The organism is Methylobacterium sp. J-088 (genome assembly GCF_022829295.1).
Classification (GTDB): Bacteria; Pseudomonadota; Alphaproteobacteria; order Rhizobiales; family Beijerinckiaceae; genus Methylobacterium.
Window position 1 is genome coordinate 17,357 of record NZ_JAKSYH010000140.1, and the last position, 20,799, is coordinate 38,155.

Consider the following 20,799-nt stretch of genomic DNA (forward strand, 5'->3'; position numbering starts at 1 on the left):
GCGCTGCCCCTCTCCCCCCCTGCTGCGCAGGGTACCCTCCCCCGCAAAGGGGGGAGGGAGTGTCGCGCGCGCGAACACGGCCGATGTTTCACGTGAAACCTTAACCATCATTCTCCGGCCGGCAGGGCCGCTTCTCCGCCCCGTCCGGCGCGCCTGCGGCGGTCGAGCACCCTGTGCCTGAGTCGGTCAAGGGTGAGATAGACGACGGGGGTGGTGTAGAGGGTCAGGATCTGGCTCACGATCAACCCGCCCACGATGGCGATGCCCAGCGGCCGGCGCAGTTCCGCGCCCTCGCCGTTGGCCAGGATCAGCGGCACGGCGCCGAGCATGGCCGCCAGCGTGGTCATCATGATCGGCCGGAAGCGCAGGAGACAGGCCTCCCGGATCGCATCCACGGGATTCGCCCCCCGGGTCCGCTCCGAATCGATCGCCACGTCGATCATCATGATCGCGTTCTTCTTCACGATGCCGATCAGCAGGAACACCGCGATCAGCGCGATGATGGTGAAGTCGGTCCCGGTCACCAGCAGGGCCAGCACCGCGCCGACACCGGCGGAGGGGAGGGTGGAGAGGATCGTGAGCGGGTGCACGAAGCTCTCGTACAGGATCCCGAGCACCGCGTAGACCGCCAGGATCGCCGCCAGGATCAATAGCGGCTGGCGCGAGGCCGAGGCGACGTAGTTCTTGGCCGCGCCCGCATACTCGCCGTGGATCGTGGCCGGCAGGTGCAGGTTGGCCATCGCCCGGTCGATGGCGTCGGTGGCGTCCGACAGGCTCTTGCCCGGGGCGAGGTTGAACGAGATCGTGGTCGCCACGAACAGGCCCTGGTGGCTGACCTGCGTGGGTGCGTTGCCGGGCTCGATCCGCGCGAAGGCCGAGAGCGGGACCATGGTCTCCTTGGCGGCCGAGACGGGGGCGCTCGACGAAGCGCCGCCCTTCGAGGCCGCGATGGCGTTGGCCGAGGCGTTGCGGGCCGAATCCGACGCGATGGCGGCGGCGTTCGAGGCGGTGTCGGCCGTGCTGGCAGAGGCGGCAGCCGCAGCCGCGACGGCGCCCGTGCCCCCGGACGCGCCGCCGACCGCCCCCGAGCCGGCGCCCGACGTGGACGAAGCGCTGCCCGGGCTGCTGGTGCCGGTTGCCGCGTTGGTGTTGACGCCGCCCGCCGTCGCCACGGTTCCGGCCACCGCGTTGGTGGTCGCCGAGCCGGCCGCGTTCCCGCCCGAGGTCGAGACGTAGATCTGCTTCAGCGTCTCCGGCGTCTCCAGGTAGCGCGGCGCGATCTCCATCACGACGTGGTACTGGTTCAACGGATTGTAGATCGTCGAGACCTGCCGCTGGCCGAAGGCGTCGTAGAGGGTGTTGTCGATCTTGTTCGGGGTGATGCCGTAGCGGAAGGCCGTGTTGCGGTCGATCACCACCCGGCTCTCCAGGCCGCCCTCCTGCTGGTCGGAGGTCACGTCCGCGAAGGTCGGGTCCTTCTGGAGGGCCGCCACCAGCTTCGGGGCGGCGGCGAACAGCTCCTCGGGCGTGTCGCCCTGGAGGGTGTACTGGTACTGGGCGAAGCTCTGGCGGCCGCCCATCTGCAGGTCCTGCCGGGGGAAGACGTAGAGCCGCGCGCCCGCGACCTGCGCGAGCTTCGGCCGCAGCCGCGCCATCACGGTGGAGATCGGCGCCCGCTCGTTGAGCGGCTTCAGGCCGATGAACACGTTGGCCGAGTTGGTGCCGCGCCCGCCCGTGAAGCCGACGACGCTCTCCACCGCCGGATCGGCGCCGACGATCGCGGCCGCCTGCTTGAGCTTCTGTTCCATCGACTGGAACGAGATGCGCTGGTCGGCCTGGACGCCGCCCATCATCTGGCCGGTATCCTGCTCGGGGAAGAAGCCCTTCGGGACGATGATGTAGAGGTAGACGTTGAGCCCCACCGTGGCGAGCAGGGTCAGCAGCACGAGGCGCGGATGGGCGAGCGCCACCTCCAGCGTCCGCCCATAGGCGCCGAGCAGCCGGGAGAAGCCACCCTCCAGCATCCGGATCAGAAGGTTCGGCCGGCGGCCTGCTGCGGGTGCCCCGTCCGGACCGTGCCCCTCGGCCCGCAGCAGCCGGGCGCACATCATCGGCGTGGTGGTGAGGGACAGCACCAGGGAAATCAGGATCGACAGCGACAGGGTGACGGAAAATTCCTGGAAGATCCGGCCGACGAGGCCGCCCATCAGCAGGATCGGCAGGAACACCGCGATGAGCGACAGGCTCATCGAGATCACCGTGAAGCCGACCTCCCGGGCGCCGATCAAGGCCGCCTGGAGCCGGGGCTTGCCCTCCTCGATGTGCCGCTGGACGTTTTCCAGAACCACGATGGCGTCGTCGACCACGAAGCCGGTGCCGATGATCAGCGCGGTCAGCGACAGGATGTTGAGCGAGTAGCCGAGAAGGTACATCGCCGAGAAGGTGCCGATGATCGAGATCGGCACCGCCACCGCCGGGATCAGCGTCGCCCGCCAGGAGCGCAGGAAGCCGAACACCACCAGGATCACGAGGCCGACCGCCACCAGCAGGGTCTCCTCGGTGGCCGAGAGCGAGGCGCGGATCGTGGCGCTGCGGTCGCCGGTGAGCTTGATGTCGATGCCGCCGGGCAGCGAGGCCGTGATCTGCGGCAGCGCCTGCTTCACGGCGTTGATGGTCTCGACCACGTTGGCGCCCGGCTGCTTGTAGACGAACAGCAGCACGCCGGACTTGCCGTTGACGATGCCGAGGTTGCGCTTGTCCTCGACGCCGTCGAGGACCTGCCCGACATCGGTGAGCTTCACGGCGGCCCCGTTGCGGTAGGCCACGATGATGTCGCGGTAATCGGCGGCCTTGCGGCCCTGGTCGTTGGCGTAGAGCTGGTAGCGGCGCTCACCGGCGTCGATCTCGCCTTTCGGCGAATTGGCATTGGCCGAGGCCAGGGCCGCCCGGATGCCTTCGAGGCCGATGCCGTAGTTGAACAGGGCGGTGGGGTCGAGCTCCACCCGCACGGCCGGCAGGGACGAGCCGCCGATATCGACGTTGCCGACGCCGGGGAGCTGCGACAGCTTCTGCTGCACCACGGTGGCGGCGGAATCGTAGACCTGGCCGCGGGTCAGCGTCTCCGAGGTCATGCCGAGGATGATGATCGGCGTGTCGGCGGGGTTGAACTTCCGGTAGGTCGGGTTCTGCCGGAGCGCGGTCGGAAGGTCGGCGCGCGCCGCGTTGATGGCGGCCTGGACGTCGCGGGCGGCCCCGTCGATGTCCCGGTTGAGGCCGAACAGCAGCACGATCCGGGTGGAGCCCAGCGTGTTGGTCGACGTCATCTCGTTGACGTCCGCGATGGCGCCCAGCCGTCGTTCGAGCGGCGCCGCTACGGTCGTGGCCATGGTGTCGGGCGAGGCACCGGCCATCTGGGCCTGGACCAGGATGACGGGGAAGTCGATCTGCGGCAGCGGCGCCACCGGCAGCTTCAGGAATGCAAACAGCCCGGCAAGCAGCACCCCGATGGTCAGCAGCGTGGTCGCGACCGGGCGCCGGATGAACGGCTCGGAGATGTTCACGGGTGGCACCCGTGGGCCGGGCGGGGAGCCGGCGTGTGCTCGTCGGAAGAGGCGCAGTCGATTCCGCACATCTCCCTCCCCCCTCTGCGGGGGAGGGTGGCCCGATGAGCGCCCTGTTCGTCAGCAGGGGTCGGGTCGGGACGAAGTCCCGCAAGGGGAGACCCGGGTTCCAAAAGGGGCTCAACCTTCCCGATGGGCACAGTCTCATCCTGCACCGTCGCTCCCCTCTCCCCCCCTGCTGCGCAGGGTACCCTCCCCCGCAGAGGGGGGAAGGGGGAGCCAAGTTCTTTCTGCGTTGCGACGGCTTCCCTGACGGCATCCAGGACCAAGCCGAGGTTGCTTAGAACAAGGTCGTTCGGGAAGCGCAGGACCGTAAAGCCCTGGCTCTTCAGCCAAGCATCCCGCTTCGCATCGCGGAGACGACGTGCCTCGGTCTCATGTGGTTCACCGTCCAGCTCGACGATCAGCCGCGCGGAGGCACAGAGGAAATCCGCGATGTAGGGCGGGATCGGCACCTGCCGCCTGAACTTGAGACCGTGGAAGCGCCCGGCGCGCACCTGCTGCCAGACGGCATCCTCAGCCCGCGTATAGGATTGCCGCTCCTCACGGGCGAAGGCGCGCAGGTGTGGATCGGGCTTGCCAGGACGCCGGCCTTTCTGCGTCGTGCCTGGATCGGACCTGCCACACGCCCTCCCTCCCCCCTCTGCGGGGGAGGGTGGCCCCCGAAGGGGGTCGGGAGAGGGGCAGCGCGACGGTTCAGGATGGGACATCCGGCGCGACTCGTCCGGAAGCGTCGCTCCCCTGTCCCGACCCTCGCTGACGCGGGGGCCCCCCTCCCCCGCAGAGGGGGGAGGGGGATCCGCACCATCGTCCCGCTTCATCATGGCAGCACCTCGCCGCCCTCAATCTCCGGGCGCCGCCCGGAAATCCGCCGCTCCAGCCGGTCGAACGCCAGATAAATCACCGGCGTCGTGAACAGCGTCAGCACTTGGCTGACGATCAAACCGCCCGCGATGCAGATGCCGAGCGGCTGGCGCAATTCCGAGCCCACCCCGGTGCCGAGGATCAGCGGCACTGCGGCGAACAAAGCCGCCAGCGTCGTCATCAGGATCGGCCGGAAACGCAAGAGGCAGGCCTGGAAGATCGCCTCCCGGGGATCGAGCCCGTCCTCGCGCTCGGCCTGGAGCGCGAAGTCGATCATCATGATGGCGTTCTTCTTCACGATGCCGATCAGGAGCACGATGCCGATCACCGCGATGATGTCGAGCGACAGCCCGAACAGCATCAGGCCGAGCAGCGCCCCGATCCCCGCCGACGGCAGGGTCGACAGGATCGTGATCGGGTGGATGAAACTCTCGTAGAGCACGCCCAGCACGATGTAGACGGTGACGATCGCCGCCAGCACGAGGAACAGTTCGTTGCCGAGCGCCGACTGGAAGGCGAAGACCGAGCCCTGTGGCACCACCCGGAACGAGGGCGGCAGGCCGATCTCGGCCTTGACCGCGTCGATCGCCTCGACGGCCTGCCCCAGGGCCGCGCCGGGGGCGAGGTTGAACGACACGGTGGTGGCCGGGAACTGGCCGAGATGCGAGATCAAAAGTGGCGCCCGCCGCTCGCTGATCCGCGCCACCGCGGAGAGCGGCACCTGTCCGTTGGTCGCCGTCGAGGAGGGCAGGTAGATCGAATCGAGGCTGCGCAGGGTGGTGTGCAGCTTCGGGTCGGCCTCCAGGATGACCCGGTACTGGTTGGACTGGGTGAAGATCGTCGAGATGATCCGCTGGCCGAAGGCGTCGTAGAGGGCGTTGTCGATGGTCGCCGGGGTGATGCCGTAGCGGCCGGCGGTGGGCCGGTCGATGGTCACGTAGGCAGCGAGCCCCTCGCCCTGGTGGTCGCTGGCCACGTCCCGGACCACGGGCGATTGGGCCAGCGCCTCGGTGAAGCGGGGGACCCAGGTCTCGAAATCCTCGATGTTCGGGCTCTCGAGGATCACCTGGTACTGGGTCGCCGAGACCGCGGTGTCGATGGTCAGGTCCTGGACCGGCTGCATGTAGAGCCGCATGCCGGGCTGGTTGGCGGCCGCCGCCGAGATCCGCCGGATGATCGCGCTGGCCGAGGCGGTGCGCGCGTCCCGGGGCTTCAGGTTGATCAGCATCCGGCCGGAATTGAGGGTGACGTTCTGGCCGTCGACCCCGATGAACGACGACAGGTTGGCGACGTCCGGGTCCTTCAGGACGATCTCGGCCATGCGCTGCTGGCGCTCGGCCATGGCGGCGTAGGAGACCGATTGGTCGGCCTGCGTGATACCCTGGATCACGCCCGTGTCCTGCACGGGGAAGAAGCCCTTCGGGATCACCACGAACAGGTAGACGGTGAGCCCCAGCGTCCCCACGGCCACCAGCAGGGTCAGGCCCTGGTGGTTGAGCACCACCCGCAGCGCCCGGCCGTAGGCCTCGATCGTGCCGTCGATGGCGCGCCGGCCCAGCCGGGAGATCGCGCCCTCGCGGCGGCGGACCTGAGCCTCCGGCACGTGCTTCAGGAGCCGGGCGCAGAGCATCGGCACCAGGGTCAGCGACACCACCGCCGAGATCACGATGGTGGCCGCCAGCGTGATGGCGAATTCGTGGAACAGGCGCCCGACCACGTCGCCCATGAACAGCAGCGGGATCAGCACCGCGATCAGCGAGACGGTCAGCGAGATGATGGTGAAGCCGATCTCGCGGGAGCCCTTCAGCGCCGCCTCCAGGGGCGAATCGCCGGCCTCGACGTGCCGGGCGATGTTCTCGATCACCACGATGGCGTCGTCGACCACGAAACCGGTCGCGATGGTCAGGGCCATCAGCGACAGGTTGTCGAGGGAGAAGCCGTAGAGGTCCATCACAGAGAGGGCGCCGACCAGCGACAGCGGCACCGACAGGCTCGGGATCAGGGTTGCCGACAGGCTGCGCAGGAACAGGAAGATCACCAGCACCACCAGCGCGATGGCGAGGCCCAGCTCGAACTGCACGTCCTCCACGGAGGCGCGGATCGTGGTGGTCCGGTCTGTGAGCGGCGCCACCACCACGGCGGCCGGCAGGCTCGCCTGCATCTGCGGCAGCAGCGCCTTGATCTTGTCGACCGTGGCAATGACGTTGGCGCCGGGCTGGCGCTGGATGTTGAGGATCACCGCCGGTGTCGCATCGGCCCAGGCGCCGAGCTTGGTGTTCTCCGGCCCCTCGACCACGTCGGCGACCTCCGAGAGCATCACCGGTGCGCCGTTGCGATAGGCGATGATCGCCGAATTGTAGGCCTTCGGGTCGCGGATCTGGTCGTTGGCGTTGATCGCGTAGGATTGCTTGGGCCCGTCGATCGTACCCTTCGGCGTGTTGACGTTGAGGTTGGTGATCGTGGTGCGCAGGTCGTCGATGTTGAGTCCATAGGCGGCGAGCGCGCGGGCGTTGAACCGTACCCGCACGGACGGCCTCTGCCCCCCTGAGATGCTGACGAGGCCGACCCCCGCCACCTGGCTGATTTTTTGGGCGAGGCGCGACTCAGCGAGATCGCGGACCTGGGTGAGCGGGAGCGTCTTGGAGGTGAGCGCCAGCGTCAGCACGGGCGCATCGGCTGGGTTGACCTTGGCGTAGATCGGCGGTGCCGGCAGGTCTGAAGGTAGCAAATTACCGGCGGCGTTGATCGCCGCCTGGACCTGCTGCTCGGCGATGTCGAGGGACAGGTCCAGGCTGAACTGCAGGGTGATGACCGAGGCGCCCGCGGAGGATTGCGAGGTCATCTGGTTGAGGTTGGCCAGCTGGCCGAACTGCCGCTCCAGGGGAGCGGTCACCGAGGAGGTCATCACCTCGGGGCTGGCGCCCGGATAGAAGGTCTGGATCTGGATCGTCGGATAGTCGACGGCCGGCAGCGCCGAGACCGGCAGGTTCAGGTACGACACGCCGCCGACGATCAGGATCGCCAGCATCAGCAGTGTCGTGGCGACCGGGCGGAGGATGAACAGGCGGGACGGGTTCATGGCGCGCTCCCGTTCTCCCTCCCCCCTCTGCGGGGGAGGGTGGCCCTCGCGTCAGCGAGGGTCGGGAGAGGGGAGCGACGGTGCAGAACGAGGCTTCGGCCTTCATGCAGGCCACGGCCCCTCCGGAAGCCGGGCTCCCCTCTCCCCCCCTGCTGCGCAGGGTACCCTCCCCCGCAGAGGGGGGAGGGGAACCGTCGCGCCAGCCCCGAACTCACTGCGCCTGACGGCGCCGGTGCCGACGACCGCCCTCCGCTGTCCCTTGAGAATCCGCCGCGTCGGCCGGTGCCTCGGGCTTCACATCACCCTTGCCGTCCGGCTTCGCCTCGACCGCCTTGCCGTCGCCGGCAGCGGCGGCCCCCTCGGTGATCCGCACCGGCGCGCCATCCTTCAGCCGGTCGGTGCCATCCGTGACGACCCGATCCCCCGGCTTCAGTCCCGAGGCCACCACCGTGTTGGTCCCGTCGGTCTCGCCGGTCTTGATCGGCCGAACCGTGACCTTGTTGTCCCCGTCCATCAGGTAGACGTAGGTGCCGGGCGTGCCCTGGAGCAGGCTCGCATTCGGCACCAGTGTCGCCTCCCGCACCGTGTCGACCGTCAGCTTGGCGTTGACGAACTGGTTCGGAAACAGCTCCTCGTCGGCGTTGTCGAACAGGGCGCGCAGCTTCACCGTGCCGGTGGTCGTGTCGATCTGGTTGTCGACCGTATCGAGCCGGCCGGTGGCGATCTCGTGGGCGTCGCCGCGGTCGTAGGCCCGCACGGTGAGCTTGGTCCCGGCCCGCACCTGACGCATCACCCGGGCGACGTCGTCCTCCGGCAGGGTGAAGATCACCGAGATCGGGTGGAGCTGGGTCACCACCACGATCGCCGTGGAGGCGGCCGAGATGTAGTTGCCCTGGTCGACCTGCCGCAGGCCGACCCGCCCGTCCACCGGCGACGTGATGTGCGTGTAGGCGATGTTGAGCTTCTGCTGGTCGACGAGCGCCTGGTCGGCCGCGATCGTACCCTCATTCTGCTTCACCAGGGCGGCCTGGGTATCGACGTTCTGCTTCGAGATCGAATCCTGACGGTTCAGCGTCTGGTAGCGCTGGAGGTCGAGCTTCGCGTTCTGAAGGAGCGCCTGATCGCGGGCGAGCTGGCCCTGGTACTGGGCGAGCAGCGCCTCGTAGGGCCGGGAATCGATCTGGGCGAGTTCGTCGCCGGCCTTGACCGCCTGGCCCTCGCGGAACTTCACCGCCATCAGGTAGCCGCTGATCTGCGACTTCACCGTCACGGTGGCGAGCGGCGTCACCGTGCCGAGGCCCTGGAGGATCACTGGCATGTCGCCGGTCGTCACCGCGGCGATCCCCACCGCCTGCGGCATGTCGGCCCCGCCGCGCCGGCCGCCATGGCCGCCGGTATGCTGTGCCGTCGCGGGCTCGGCCCCCTTGGTGGTCCGGGCCTCGTACCAGCGATGGCCGATCGCCCCGGCGCCGGCGAGCAGCACCAGGATCACCAGCCAGCGGATCGGCCGGAACCGCCGCCGCCCGACATGGCGCACGGGCGTCTCACCGGGCTGGTAGGCGCGGGCGGTGTCGGTCCGGATCGGTGAACTCTCGTTCATGTCTGACTCGTGTATGACGGGAGCCCGGGCCCGCCGCACTGGCGACCATGGAAGGCCCTAGCCCCGCGTGTCCAAACCCCTGTGCCGGCCCCCGCGACGCTGGTCCCGGAGGCTGAGTCTGAGATCGTTGCCGTTTCGTGTCGTGGCGCGGCGGAAACGACACCTGACGCGGAGTCCAGGCCCATGATGTTATCTGGGGCCTGTACGGCTCCTGACTGCGGCGACATCTTCGCCACCGGGACAGCGTGGAAGCGATGCCTGCCTAATGCGCCGTCACTAGGGCGGTGAGGTTTCAGTCGTGTTGCTGGTGTTCCTGTTGCGGAGCCGCATAGGCGCGCAACACCGCCTGGAGCGCCCCGTCCACAGGGGTCACCGGCAGGGCGCGCCGCAGGGTCACACCGAGACCCGCGATCAGCAGTGCGAGGAGAAGGCAGCGTGAGGCCGTCCGCATCGTCGGTTCCGAACGGTCGCTGGCGATCATGGCTTCGCACGCCGACCACGACATTGGCCGCTCATCCGCCCTGCGCGATCGGGCGGCGGCGTTCCGGATCGAAAGCCTAGCCCCGAACAGCCGAAAGGACCACCGACCCGCAAGTCGATGGTCCTTCGAGAGGACCGGGGCGGCTTCCTGATGGCAGAGCGAGGGGGCGAAGCCCTGCCGGCAGGTGTGCCGCACCGGCCGTGTTGAGAACCTACGATACGAGTGATGAAAGTCAACATTCGTCAGCCCCCCGATCTTGGAGGCGCGATACGTCTGTGCGCATGCGCACATTCCTCAAGGATCGAAGCCCATGCTACAGGCCGGCCATGCTGAGTCCGTCCCGGCCCGACCACCCGTTTCACGCCGCATGAATCCGGTCTTCGCGACGCTGCCCACGACGGTGTTCGAGACGATGTCGCGGCTCGCCCGGGCCCACGGCGCGGTCAATCTCGGCCAGGGCTTTCCAGACGATCCCGGGCCCGCCGACATCCGCCAGCACGGCGCCCGGGCCCTGGTCGACGGCTGGAATCAGTACCCGCCGATGATGGGCGTGCCGGCGCTGCGTCAGGCGATCGCAGCGCATTACGCGGCGCATCAGGGTCTCGACCTCGATCCGGAGACCGAGGTGATGGTGACCTCCGGCGCCACAGAGGCGCTGGCCGGTGCGTTGCTGGCGCTGGTCGAGCCCGGCGACGAGGTCGTGCTGTTCGCCCCCATGTACGACGCCTACCTGCCGCTGGTCCGGCGCGCCGGCGGCGTGCCGCGGGTCGTGACCCTGACGCCGCCGGCGTTCCGCCTCGACGAGGCCGCCCTGGAGGCGGCCTTCAGCGACCGCACCCGGGTGGTGCTTGTGAACAATCCGCTCAACCCCAGCGCCACCCTGTTCGGGCAGGACGACCTCGCGCTGCTGGCCCGCACGTGCTGCCGCTTCGACGTGACCGTGCTCTGCGACGAGGTGTGGGAGCATGTGGTCTTCGATGGCGCGCGCCATACGCCGCTGATGGCGCTGCCCGGCATGCGCGAGCGGACCGTGAAGATCGGCTCGGCGGGCAAGATCTTCTCGCTCACCGGCTGGAAGGTCGGCTTCGTGATGGGCCATGCCCGGCTGATGCAGGGGCTTGCCAAGGCGCATCAGTTCCTCACCTTCACCACGCCGCCGAACCTTCAGGAGGCGGTGGCCTACGGCCTCGCCAAGCCCCCGGATTGGTTCGACGCCATGCGGACGGGTTATGCCCGGTCCCGCGACCGGCTGGCCGGCGGATTGCGGGCGCTCGGCTTCGACGTCCTGCCCGCGCAGGCGACGTGGTTCCTTAACCTCGACATCGCGGGCCTCGGCCTCGGGGACGATGCCGCGTTCTGCGAGGCGCTCGTCACACGGCACGGCGTGGCGGCGATCCCGGTGAGCGCCTTCTACCCCGACGCCTCCGTGCGGACCCTCGTGCGCCTCTGCTTCGCCAAGGACGACGCCACCCTGGATACCGCCCTCGACCGGATGAGCGGGCTCGCCCGGAGCCGGCCATGACGGACGCGCGGCCGTTCCTTGCGGGGATCCGACCGTGGGGCCACATCGTTGAGAGCGATGGCTTCCGCACGGACCGCAACCATGGATTTCACCCAGGCCCCCTCGACCGGCCGCTTCGCCCGGACCGAGACCCGTCCCGGCGGCGAGGACCGCCTCGGCGCTCGCCCACCGTTCCTGTCGGCGGATCTCGGCCGCGAGGCGAGCCTCGCCCGGCTGGAGACGCTGGCCCACCTGATGGATACGGCCTTCGTGATCCCGGGGATCAACCGGCGGGTCGGGTTCGACGCGCTGATCGGCCTCGTCCCGGTGATCGGCGACGTGGCCGGCATGGTGATCTCGTCCTTCATCGTCTACGAGGCCAAGCGCCTCGGGGCGCCGCGCTGGCTGGTGGCCCGGATGGGGCTCAACGTGGCCTTCGACGGTCTGATCGGCGCGGTGCCGATCGCGGGCGACCTGTTCGACGCGGCCTTCAAGGCCAACCGCCGGAACGTCCGCTTGCTGCGCAACTGGATGGAGCGCAGCGGCGGCCTGCGCCCGAGCGAGATCGAGGGCACCGCGACCCGGCTCGACGGCTGAGGGGGGCTGAAGGGACGGGCGCCGTCCTTCCGCCCCTGGTCCCGGCGCGCTTGAAAACCGAGATCGGGCGCCTCCGCTTCTCTTCCTCCCCCCTTCGTGGGGGCGGGTGGCGCCCGAAGGGGGTCGGGAGAGAGGGAGCGCCCGTGCAGAATGCGGCTCCGACCCTCATGACGGTCGCGCCTTTTCCTGGAGCCGGGTCCCCGTTCCCGACCTCTGCTGACGCAGGGGCCGCCCTCCCTCGCAGCGGTGGGAGGGAGAGAAGCGGAGAGAGCTGCCCGCTTCCCCAATCCGGATGCGTGAACACCGCCCGCCGCATCGCGGGGCGGGCCAGCCTGCGCCCGTCTGGGAGTCTCCAGCCATGAACGAAGTCGCCCGCCCCGGCGAGGGCTCGGCCGTGCCCGCGCCCATGCCCGGCGCCCAGCCGATCGTCCTGCGGCCGGACGAGGGCGCCCCCCCACCGCTCGCCCCGGCCGGGCGCCGTGGCCTGTCGCCGATCAACCGGCGGCGGCTCGACAATTTCCGCCGCAACCGCCTCGGTTCCGCGTCGTTCCTGATCTTCACGATCCTGTTCGTCGCCAGCCTGTTCGCCGAGTTCATCGCCAACGACCGGCCGATCCTCCTGTCCTACAAGGGCGAGTGGCTGGTGCCGGTGCTGGTCGACTACCCGGAAGAAAAATTCGGCGGCTTCCTCGCGCAGACCGACTATCGCTCCTCCGAGATCCGCAAGGAGATCGCGCAGAACGGCTGGGCGCTCTGGCCGCCGATCCGGTTCTCGTACGACACGATCAACGAGGATCTACCGACCCCCTCGCCGTCGCCGCCGACCTGGATGCTCACGGACGCGCAGTGCCGGCCGGTCGCGGAAAAACTCGGCGGCACGACCTGCGCCGACATCCCCTGGCACTGGCTCGGAACCGACAACACCACCCGGGACGTGCTGGCGCGGGTGATCTACGGCTTCCGCATCTCGGTGCTGTTCGGCCTGATCCTGGCGGCGATCTCGTCCGCGATCGGCGTGGTGGCGGGTGCCGTGCAGGGTTATTTCGGCGGCTGGGTCGATCTCGCCTTCCAGCGCTTCATCGAGGTCTGGGGCGGGATCCCGACCCTCTACCTGATCATCATCATCTCGGCCTTCATCGCGCCGGGCTTCTTCGTGCTGCTCGGGATCATGCTGCTGTTCTCCTGGGTGGCGCTGGTCAGCGTCGTGCGCGCCGAGTTCCTGCGCGCCCGGAACTTCGAGTATGTCCGCGCCGCCCGGGCGCTCGGCCTGTCGAATATTCGGATCATGACCGTCCACCTGCTGCCGAACGCCATGGTGGCAACGCTGACCTTCCTGCCGTTCATCCTGAACGGCTCGATCACGACCCTGACCTCGCTGGACTTCCTCGGCTTCGGCCTGCCGCCGGGCTCGCCCTCGCTGGGTGAGCTCCTTGCCCAGGGCAAAGACAACCTCACGGCACCCTGGCTTGGGCTCACGGGCTTCTTGGTAATCGCCGTGATGCTGAGCCTGCTCGTCTTCGCCGGCGAAGCCGTGCGCGATGCATTCGACCCGCGCAAGACCTTCGCCTGACCTTCGGCGTGGCGGGACCTGAGGTTATCGGCGCGCGAATCAACCGGACGCCCGACGGGGCCGAATGTCGCTGCGGCCCGCGGGTTTCACGAAATCTTGCGCGGAGGCTGCTGATGTTGTGTGCAGATCGCTAAACCCGAACGCAGGACCGTCCGAGACTTCGATCGCCTCAGGGCGTAAAGGTCTCTCCCATCAACGAAAACTTGCTTTCAGGATCCGCGCAGCATTCGCTCGTCGGACCGCGCTAAAGCGACTGCGAAGTGCCGTCCCGTTGTCGCCAATGCAACCGCACACTGTAGAGACGGGCTCTTAATGCACACTTAGACTTATGTCTGCGCGCAGATCCGTATAAGGGTGAGCTTGCTTTTTCCGACCGGTGTCTTAACTCGCGAAAAGAGCGGTTCCCACCAGGTTTCGAAGCAAGGAAGAGAAAATGTCTGATGCTGTGCTGACAGCCCAACTGGATTACATCGAACGGACCGTGGACGTCGTCGCGGCCTACGTTTCCAACAACTCGCTGCCCTCGGCCGAATTGCCCAGCCTGATCGCGAGCATCCACGGCGCGCTGAATTCGATCGCCTCCGGGTCGGTCGCCCCGGTCGTCGATACGGTCGAGCGGCCGACCCCGGCCCAGATCCGCAAGTCGATCCGGCCCGACGGGCTGGTCAGCTTCATCGACGGCAAGTCGTACAAGACGCTGAAGCGCCATCTCACCAAGCACGGCCTGGACCCGCAGACCTATCGCGAGCGCTTCGGGCTGCCGGCCGATTACCCGACCACGTCGGCGAATTACTCGGCGCAGCGCTCGGCCTTGGCGAAGAGTCTCGGCCTCGGTCAGCCCGGCCGCGGCCAGCAGGCTGATCAGGACGATGAGGCCGTGGACGATACGGTCTCCGCTGCCCCGCAGGGCCGGCGCCAGGGTGCCGCGGGTCGCGGCCGCCGCAAGAACGAGGCGGCCTGAGGGCTCGCCAGGAGGGTCGGCTCCGGTTCAGGCCGCAAGCCGTCCCTCCAGCGGGAAGACCTTGGCGGGGTTCAGCATCCAGTCCGGATCGAAGACCGCCTTGACCCGCATCTGCTGATCGAGATCGACCTGATCGTACTGGAAGCGCATCAACTCGCGCTTCTCGATGCCGACGCCGTGCTCGCCGGTGAGGCAGCCGCCGACCTCGACGCAGAGCTTCAGGATCTCGTCGCCCGCTGCCTCGGCCTTCTGCAACTCGCCGGCCTTGTTGATGTCGAACAGGATCAGCGGGTGCAGGTTGCCGTCGCCGGCGTGGAACACGTTGGCGACCCGCAGGCCCTTCCCGGCACAGATCGCGCCGATCCGCTCCAGCACGGGCCCGAGCTGGCCGGTGGGGATCGTGCCGTCCATGCAGATGTAGTCGGAGATCCGGCCGGTGGCCCCGAAGGCCGATTTGCGGCCCTTCCAGATCGCGGCCGATTCCGCCTCCGAGCGCGAGACCCGCAGGCTGGTCGGGCGGAAACCTTCCGCGATGCGCTCGATCCGCGCCAGCATCGCGCTGCACTCGGTATCCGAGCCCTCGACTTCGATGATCAGCATCGCTTCGGCGTCGCGGGGATAGCCGGCCTGGGCGAAGTCCTCGGTGATCAGGATCGCCTCGCGGTCCATGTATTCGATCGCCACCGGGATGATGCCGGCCGCGATGATCGCCGCCACGCAATCGCCCGCATCCTCGACCTTCGAGAAGCCGACCAGCACCGGCCGCGCGCCCTCGGCGGCCCGCAGGATCCGCACCGTCGCCTCGGTGACGATGCCGAGCTGCCCCTCCGAGCCGCAGACGAGGCCGAGCAGGTCGTAGCCGCCGGCATCGAGGTGCTGGCCGCCGATCTCCACCACGGTGCCGTCGTTGAGCACCAGGGTGACGCCGAGCAGGTTGTTGGTGGTCACCCCGTATTTGAGGCAATGCGCGCCGCCGGAATTCATCGCGATGTTGCCCGCGATGGTGCAGGCGAGCTGGCTCGACGGGTCGGGGGCGTAGAAGAAGCCCTCGTGGCTGACCGCCCCCGAGATCGCCAGGTTGGTGATGCCGCTCTGCACCCGGGCGGTGCGGTTGGCGAAGTCCATGTCGAGGACTTTGGTCATCTTGCCGACGCCCAGGATGATCGCGTCGGCCTGCGCGATGGCGCCGCCCGCAAGCGAGGTGCCGGCACCCCGGGGCACCACCCGCACGCCGTTGGCGTGGCAATACGCCATGATCGCCGAGACCTCCGCGGTGGTGGAGGGCAGCACCACGGCCAGCGGCATCTGCCGGTAGGCGGTCAGCCCGTCGGTCTCGAAGGCCCGGCGCTCGTCCTCGCTCACGACCAAAGCCTCCGGCGCCACCAGGGGCGCGAGGCCGGCCAGGATCGCCTCGCGCCGGGCGAGGATGGCGGGATCGGGATCGGGGAAGCGGATCGACATGGGGCTGGAGCCCTCGATTTGTGTGGCGTGGCGCCAGCATGGACCCGGGCGGGCGCGGCTTCAACCGCGTTGCGGGCGGCCGACCTGCGGCGCTGCGTCGTCCCGGCGTCACATTTCAACCACGACGGCTGCCTAGCGTCGGCACTCACGCTTCGCATCGCCGGCCCGGCGCCGGGTTCAGAACGGAACCGATGAACGCTCCCGCCTCCAGCGCCCTGCGCGACGACCTCTACGACGCGCCGGCGCCGCATCTGGCCACCACCCGGGATCTCGGGATCCGCAGCCTGCAGCTCGGCATCGCGGCCCTGCAAGAGGCGAGTGCGGCGTTCCAGGGCCGGCTCGGCGTGGCCTTTGAGGAAGCGGTGCAGACGATCCTGCAGAGCAAGGGCCGGGTGATCGTCAGCGGCATCGGCAAGAGTGGCCATGTCGGGCGCAAGATCGCCGCGACGCTGGCCTCCACCGGCACCCACGCGTTCTTCGTCCACCCCACCGAGGCGAGCCACGGCGACCTCGGCATGATCGCCCGGGACGACGTGATCATCGCCCTGTCGTGGTCGGGCGAGACCGCGGAACTCTCCGACCTCGTGGGCTTCAGCCGCCGCTTCTCGATTCCGCTGGTCGCCATCACCCGCAACGGCGAGAGCACGCTCGGCCGGGCCGCCGACGTGCTGCTGGAGCTGCCCCGGGTCCGCGAGTCCTGCCCGCACGACCTCGCGCCGACCTCCTCCAGCCTGATCCAGCTCGCGCTGGGCGACGCGCTGGCGGTGGCGCTGCTGGAGCGGCGCGGCTTCACCTCGGCGCGCTTCCACACCCTGCATCCCGGCGGCACGCTCGCCGCCCGTCTCAAGACCGTGCAGCAGGTGATGCACGGGCCGCAGGACATGCCGCTGGTCCACGAGACCGCGCTGATGTCCGAGGTGCTGATCGAGATCGCGGCGCGGCGCTACGGCTGCGTCGGCGTCACGGATGCGGCCGGGCGCCTCGTCGGCATCGTCACGGACGGCGACCTGCGCCGCCACATGGGCCCGGCGCTCCTCGACACGCAGGTCTCCACGATCATGACCCGCGATCCGGTCACCGTGGAGCCGCACAAGCTCGCCCAGGCGGCGCTGGAAGTGATGAACCGCCGGCTCATCACCGCGATCTTCGCGGTTTCGGACGGGCGGCCGGTGGGCATCGTCCACGTCCACGACCTGCTGCGCGCGGGCATCGCCTGATTGATCAGCCGGGGCTCTGCCCTGGCGACCCGCCAAAGGGCGAAGCCCTTTGGAATCCCGGATATCAGAGCGCGAAATCGGGACAGGCCTTATAGCCGTGCCAGCAGCTCCGCCTTCTTGTCGGAGAATTCCCGGTCGGTGAGCACGCCCCGGGCGTGCAGTTCGGCCAGCCGCTCGATGGTGGCGAGCACGTCGCCGGGCGGATCACGATCCGGCACGGGTGCCGGTGTCTGCGCCTCCGCCGGATCCGCCTGCCGCGGGGCAGCTGTCTCCGCCTCGATGCGGCGCAGCCGGGCGAGATCGATGGCGCCGGCCTGCCCGGTGAAGCCGAGGCTGCCGTTCGCTTGCGAGACCCCCGTGATGTGGTGCTCGCCCGTGTCGTAGACCGCCACGCCTGCCCCCGATTCGACGGCAAGCCGCCGCCTCTCCGGAAAATAGGCGTAGCGCATCCCGTTCTGCGAACCGGTGCTCGCCGGGGACCCGAGCTCCGCCGGCCACCACGCGCCGCCGCGCCGCGCCGCCGGGGCCGTCTCCGAAAAGCCGCTCGCCGGCAGCGCGGCGGCGAGTTCGGTGCAGAGGGCATCGACCCGCGCCTTCAGCCCATCGTCGAACATCCGGCCAACCATCACCATGCCGCCCGAGAACCACTGGCCCATCCCGCCGAGGTCGGGATGGTCGAACTGCGCCATGGTCCCTTGGCCGCGTTCCAGCGCCCGCACGAGGTGACGCACCGCATCGAGGCTGACCCCGTGGCGGTCGGCGACGCTTTGCAGGCCCGAGGCATGATCGAACCGCCCGTCATCGAGGAACGCGGCGGCCGTGGTGCCGCTGTCGGACGAACCCATGAGCCAGCTCCCGAATGTCGCAGGGCGGATCGGACATGCCTGGGCTCGGCTCGAAGGTGATGCCGGCCGGGCTCAGGACGGATCTGCGATGCGGACACAATCCGCAGTTGCTGGCGCCGGTTCCGGCCCGCTTCAGCCCGCGGCCGGCGGGAACGGCCCCGCGATGGTGAAGTCGGTGATCGGCCGGCGGCCGTTCGGGGTCTCCCGCGGCCGCTGCTCCTCGCTGAGTTCGGCCTCCGGAATCTTGCGGCCGACCGCGAAGGCGGCCTCGATCCGGTGGTTCTCGGGCAGGCGCAGCACCTCCGGGGCGCGGACATGATCGAAGCCGACCATGCCGTGGGCGTGCCAGCCCTGGTGGATCGCCTGGAGCTGGAACGCCAGGGAGGCGGTGCCGGCGTCGAAGGAATGGCTGTAGGAGGGTTTCAGCTCATCCCCGACCTTCATGAACCCGTTCGAGACCAGGAACAGGATCGCGCCGGTGCCCGAGACCCATTTCTGATTGCCGGGCACCAGCAGGTCGAAGAACGTGTCCCAGTGGGCGTCGCCCCGGAGCGCGTAGAGGAAGCGCCAGGGCTGCGAGTTGTAGGCCGAGGGCGACCAGCGCGCCGCCTCGATCATCCGCATCAGCTCGGACTCGGGCACGGCCTCGCCCGTGAAGGCCCGGGGCGAGTGCCGCTTCACGAAGACCGGATCGATGGCGTGGTCGGGCTGGCGGGGCGGGGGCAGGCTCAAGGCTTCGTCTCCGGAGGGCGTGGGCGCCCGACGGGCCGAGCTTGCCCGAAAGGACCGGCCGGAAGCAACGGAGGCCTCACGCCACGCTGCGCTCGATCTCCTCCTCGTCGCAGATCACGCCGGCATTGCCCTCGAACTCCGCGGCGAGGTCCACGGGCGCGTGGGTCGGGGCCGGGGAGACCCGGTCGCGCGCAAAAGTCGCCAGGAACAGGCGCATGACGTGGCGGACGCCCGCGTCGTTGATGGTGCGCTGGTCCTCGTTGTAGTAGCGCCCGGCATTCACGTTGCTGGTGACGATGTCGTAGGCGGGGAAATAGACCGCCCGCGGGTCGCCGCGGCCGACCACCTCGCCGGCCGCCACCCGCAGCACCGACTTGGAGTAGCTGTTCGACTCCATCACGTGCCGGTCCATGTAGGTGGCGATCATCGGAACCGGCGAGACCGTGAAGATCACCCGCGCCTTCGGGTTCACGCTCCAGAGCCGGTCGAGGAAGCCGTTGAGGTCGCCCAGCACCTCGCCCGCGCCCGCGTTGACGCACTCGTAGAGGTCCGGATCGAAGGTTCCGCCCGCGACCCCGGGGGCGAGCGGCAGCGCCGCGCCATCGGCCCGCCAGCGCCAGCCTTCCGTGAGGCCGAGCGTCAGCACGAACACGTCGAGCGTCTCGAACAGGCGGCGCACCTCGGCCAGATGCGCGTCGCGGGCCGCGATCACCTCGGCCTCGCTGGCGAAGCCCGCCGGCTCGACTGTGGGACGGAACGGATCGACGTAGCGGCCGTCATCGCGCCGCCACGCCTTCAGCTCCGGCTCGAATTGCCCGTAGGCCCGGTCGAACAGCTGCACGAACTGGCGCGTGTAGTAGAGATTGCCGTAGCGTGCCGAGAACGTGCCGAACTGGCGGGCATTGGCCTCCTCGGCGCTCATGCCGGGGGTCGGCGGCTCGGTCAGATAGTAGTTGAACCCGGCGCCGCGCACTGCTTCGGCCACCCGCTGCGCGAAGCACGAGCCGCCGGTGGCGACCTTGTCGGTCGGCGCGATGACGAACGTGTCCTTCGGGTGCGGATTCACCGCGAAGGGCGGCACATTGGTCACGACCTTGCGCCAGAATCGCTCGGCCGGTAGACCCGTATACGGATTCAACGCCATCTTCGAACCCTCTTCCTCACGACGGCGACGGCCCTCGGGACCGCTGACCCGTCTGCTGACCCCGGCACGCGACGTGGCCCTGAACGACCTGCCCCGGCGCGCCCGCAGCGCGTTCACGTTTCCGACGACCAGTTGGGCCCCCACCTGGGCGACACCATGGCGGAACCGCGCCCGCGCGGTCACCGGTCGGGACGGGCCGAGCATCGCGGTGCTGGGCAATTGCCAGGCCCGGGGCGTCGCCCAGGCGATGCGCCTGCTCGCGCCGAAGAGCCCGGTCCGCTACCTGCCCATGGGTTCGCTGAAGCGCGACCACGGCCATATCGACGGCCTGGTCCGGACGCTGCTGGCCCACGACCACGTCTTCTCGCAGACCTTCCCGGCCGGGCTGATCCCGGGGGGCGACGCCGCCACCCTGCGGGCCGCCGACCCGCGGCTCAAGCTGTTTCCCTCGATCGTGTTCTCGGCCTTCCACCCCGACATGGTCTATGCCGGCCAGGCCTCGGACCTCGCCGCGCTGAAGCTCGCGCCGTCGCCGATGGGGCAGTACCACTCGGCGATCGTACTGACCGCTCATCGGCTCGGCCTCGCGCCTGAGCGCACCGCCGCCCTGTTCCGCGAGGATGTCTTCCGACGCCTCGGCTATCTCGACCATTGGGATCCGGCCGTGCGGGAACTCGTCGGCGCCGCCGAGGCCGTGGGTTTCGGCCTGGAGCGCGAGCTGACCCGCTGGGCGCGCCGGGGCGCCTTCATGCACCTGATGAACCACCCGAAGGCACATGTCGTCGGCGACATCGCCCGGCGCCTGCTCGTGGAGAGCGGGATCGCCCCCGAGCCCGTGGAGATCGAGGATTACCTCGGCGACGAGCTGACCCAGGACGTGATCTGGCCGATCTACCCGGCGGTCGCCGAGCAGTTCGGGCTGACCGGATCGTACCTGTTCAAGGCCAAGGCGGCGAAATCCAAGGTCGTGGGCGAGGCGTTCCCGGTTCTCTACGACCTGCCGGGCTTCATCGCGGCGAGTTTTTCGATCTACGACGCCCTGCCGGCTGGCGACCTCACCTGTCCGCGGGTGGAGACCTGGCTCGCCGCGCCGGCGATCGTGGCCCTGTTCAGGGCCGGCTGAACCC

The 20,799-nt window shown here is 69.2% G+C and carries 15 protein-coding genes; 6 read left to right on the plus strand and 9 right to left on the minus strand.

Annotated features, from left to right (window positions below; genetic code table 11):
• Window positions 1-107: 107 nt before the first annotated feature.
• The 5 genes from MKK63_RS15895 to MKK63_RS15915 form a co-directional block, all read right to left on the minus strand.
• The gene (locus MKK63_RS15895) at window positions 108-3,560 is read right to left on the minus strand and encodes an efflux RND transporter permease subunit (RefSeq protein WP_244003390.1); all 3,453 of its coding nucleotides are present in this window, start codon (window positions 3,558-3,560) and stop codon (window positions 108-110) included.
• Window positions 3,557-4,444 (minus strand): endonuclease domain-containing protein, encoded by an 888-nt coding sequence (locus MKK63_RS15900; RefSeq protein ID WP_313901771.1) that lies wholly within the window; start codon window positions 4,442-4,444, stop codon window positions 3,557-3,559. Before MKK63_RS15900 ends, MKK63_RS15895 begins: the two co-directional genes overlap by 4 nt.
• Window positions 4,441-7,563 (minus strand): MdtB/MuxB family multidrug efflux RND transporter permease subunit, encoded by a 3,123-nt coding sequence (locus MKK63_RS15905; RefSeq protein ID WP_244003394.1) that lies wholly within the window; start codon window positions 7,561-7,563, stop codon window positions 4,441-4,443. Before MKK63_RS15905 ends, MKK63_RS15900 begins: the two co-directional genes overlap by 4 nt.
• Window positions 7,564-7,774: 211 nt before the next feature.
• On the minus strand, window positions 7,775-9,163 hold the full coding sequence (locus MKK63_RS15910) for an MdtA/MuxA family multidrug efflux RND transporter periplasmic adaptor subunit (protein ID WP_244003396.1): 1,389 nt from the start codon (window positions 9,161-9,163) through the stop codon (window positions 7,775-7,777).
• A 292-nt stretch (window positions 9,164-9,455) separates the two neighbouring features.
• Entirely contained in the window at window positions 9,456-9,614 is a 159-nt protein-coding gene (locus MKK63_RS15915; RefSeq protein WP_243917583.1) for a hypothetical protein, read from the minus strand.
• A gap of 397 nt (window positions 9,615-10,011) precedes the next feature.
• Between MKK63_RS15915 and MKK63_RS15920 the strand changes: the two genes are divergently transcribed.
• From MKK63_RS15920 to MKK63_RS15935, 4 genes are all read left to right on the plus strand, one after another.
• Window positions 10,012-11,166, plus strand: a complete 1,155-nt coding sequence (locus MKK63_RS15920) for an aminotransferase (RefSeq protein WP_244003398.1) — start codon at window positions 10,012-10,014, stop codon at window positions 11,164-11,166.
• A gap of 81 nt (window positions 11,167-11,247) precedes the next feature.
• Window positions 11,248-11,742, plus strand: a complete 495-nt coding sequence (locus MKK63_RS15925) for a DUF4112 domain-containing protein (protein WP_244003400.1) — start codon at window positions 11,248-11,250, stop codon at window positions 11,740-11,742.
• 358 nt (window positions 11,743-12,100) lie between these two features.
• On the plus strand, window positions 12,101-13,312 hold the full coding sequence (locus MKK63_RS15930) for an ABC transporter permease (RefSeq protein WP_244003402.1): 1,212 nt from the start codon (window positions 12,101-12,103) through the stop codon (window positions 13,310-13,312).
• A gap of 433 nt (window positions 13,313-13,745) precedes the next feature.
• Window positions 13,746-14,273 carry a MucR family transcriptional regulator gene (locus tag MKK63_RS15935; RefSeq protein ID WP_244003403.1) on the plus strand — a complete coding sequence of 176 codons (528 nt, stop codon included), beginning with the start codon at window positions 13,746-13,748 and terminating at the stop codon, window positions 14,271-14,273.
• A 27-nt stretch (window positions 14,274-14,300) separates the two neighbouring features.
• Here the strand turns inward: MKK63_RS15935 and MKK63_RS15940 are convergent, their stop codons facing one another.
• Entirely contained in the window at window positions 14,301-15,734 is a 1,434-nt protein-coding gene (locus tag MKK63_RS15940; protein ID WP_244003405.1) for an FAD-linked oxidase C-terminal domain-containing protein, read from the minus strand.
• 191 nt (window positions 15,735-15,925) lie between these two features.
• Here MKK63_RS15940 and MKK63_RS15945 point away from each other — a divergent pair, with 191 nt between their 5' ends.
• Window positions 15,926-16,951 carry an SIS domain-containing protein gene (locus MKK63_RS15945; protein WP_244003407.1) on the plus strand — a complete coding sequence of 342 codons (1,026 nt, stop codon included), beginning with the start codon at window positions 15,926-15,928 and terminating at the stop codon, window positions 16,949-16,951.
• 89 nt (window positions 16,952-17,040) lie between these two features.
• Here MKK63_RS15945 and MKK63_RS15950 read toward each other — a convergent pair whose 3' ends face one another.
• The 3 genes from MKK63_RS15950 to MKK63_RS15960 form a co-directional block, all read right to left on the minus strand.
• On the minus strand, window positions 17,041-17,796 hold the full coding sequence (locus MKK63_RS15950; RefSeq protein WP_244003409.1) for an SHOCT domain-containing protein: 756 nt from the start codon (window positions 17,794-17,796) through the stop codon (window positions 17,041-17,043).
• 132 nt (window positions 17,797-17,928) lie between these two features.
• Window positions 17,929-18,528: a nitroreductase family protein gene (locus MKK63_RS15955; protein WP_244003411.1), complete on the minus strand. Its 600-nt coding sequence runs from the start codon at window positions 18,526-18,528 to the stop codon at window positions 17,929-17,931.
• 76 nt (window positions 18,529-18,604) lie between these two features.
• Window positions 18,605-19,672: a GSCFA domain-containing protein gene (locus MKK63_RS15960; RefSeq protein WP_244003413.1), complete on the minus strand. Its 1,068-nt coding sequence runs from the start codon at window positions 19,670-19,672 to the stop codon at window positions 18,605-18,607.
• A gap of 73 nt (window positions 19,673-19,745) precedes the next feature.
• Here MKK63_RS15960 and MKK63_RS15965 point away from each other — a divergent pair, with 73 nt between their 5' ends.
• Window positions 19,746-20,795, plus strand: coding sequence for a WcbI family polysaccharide biosynthesis putative acetyltransferase (locus MKK63_RS15965; protein WP_244003415.1), 1,050 nt, complete (start codon window positions 19,746-19,748; stop codon window positions 20,793-20,795).
• The last annotated feature ends 4 nt before the right edge of the window (window positions 20,796-20,799 follow it).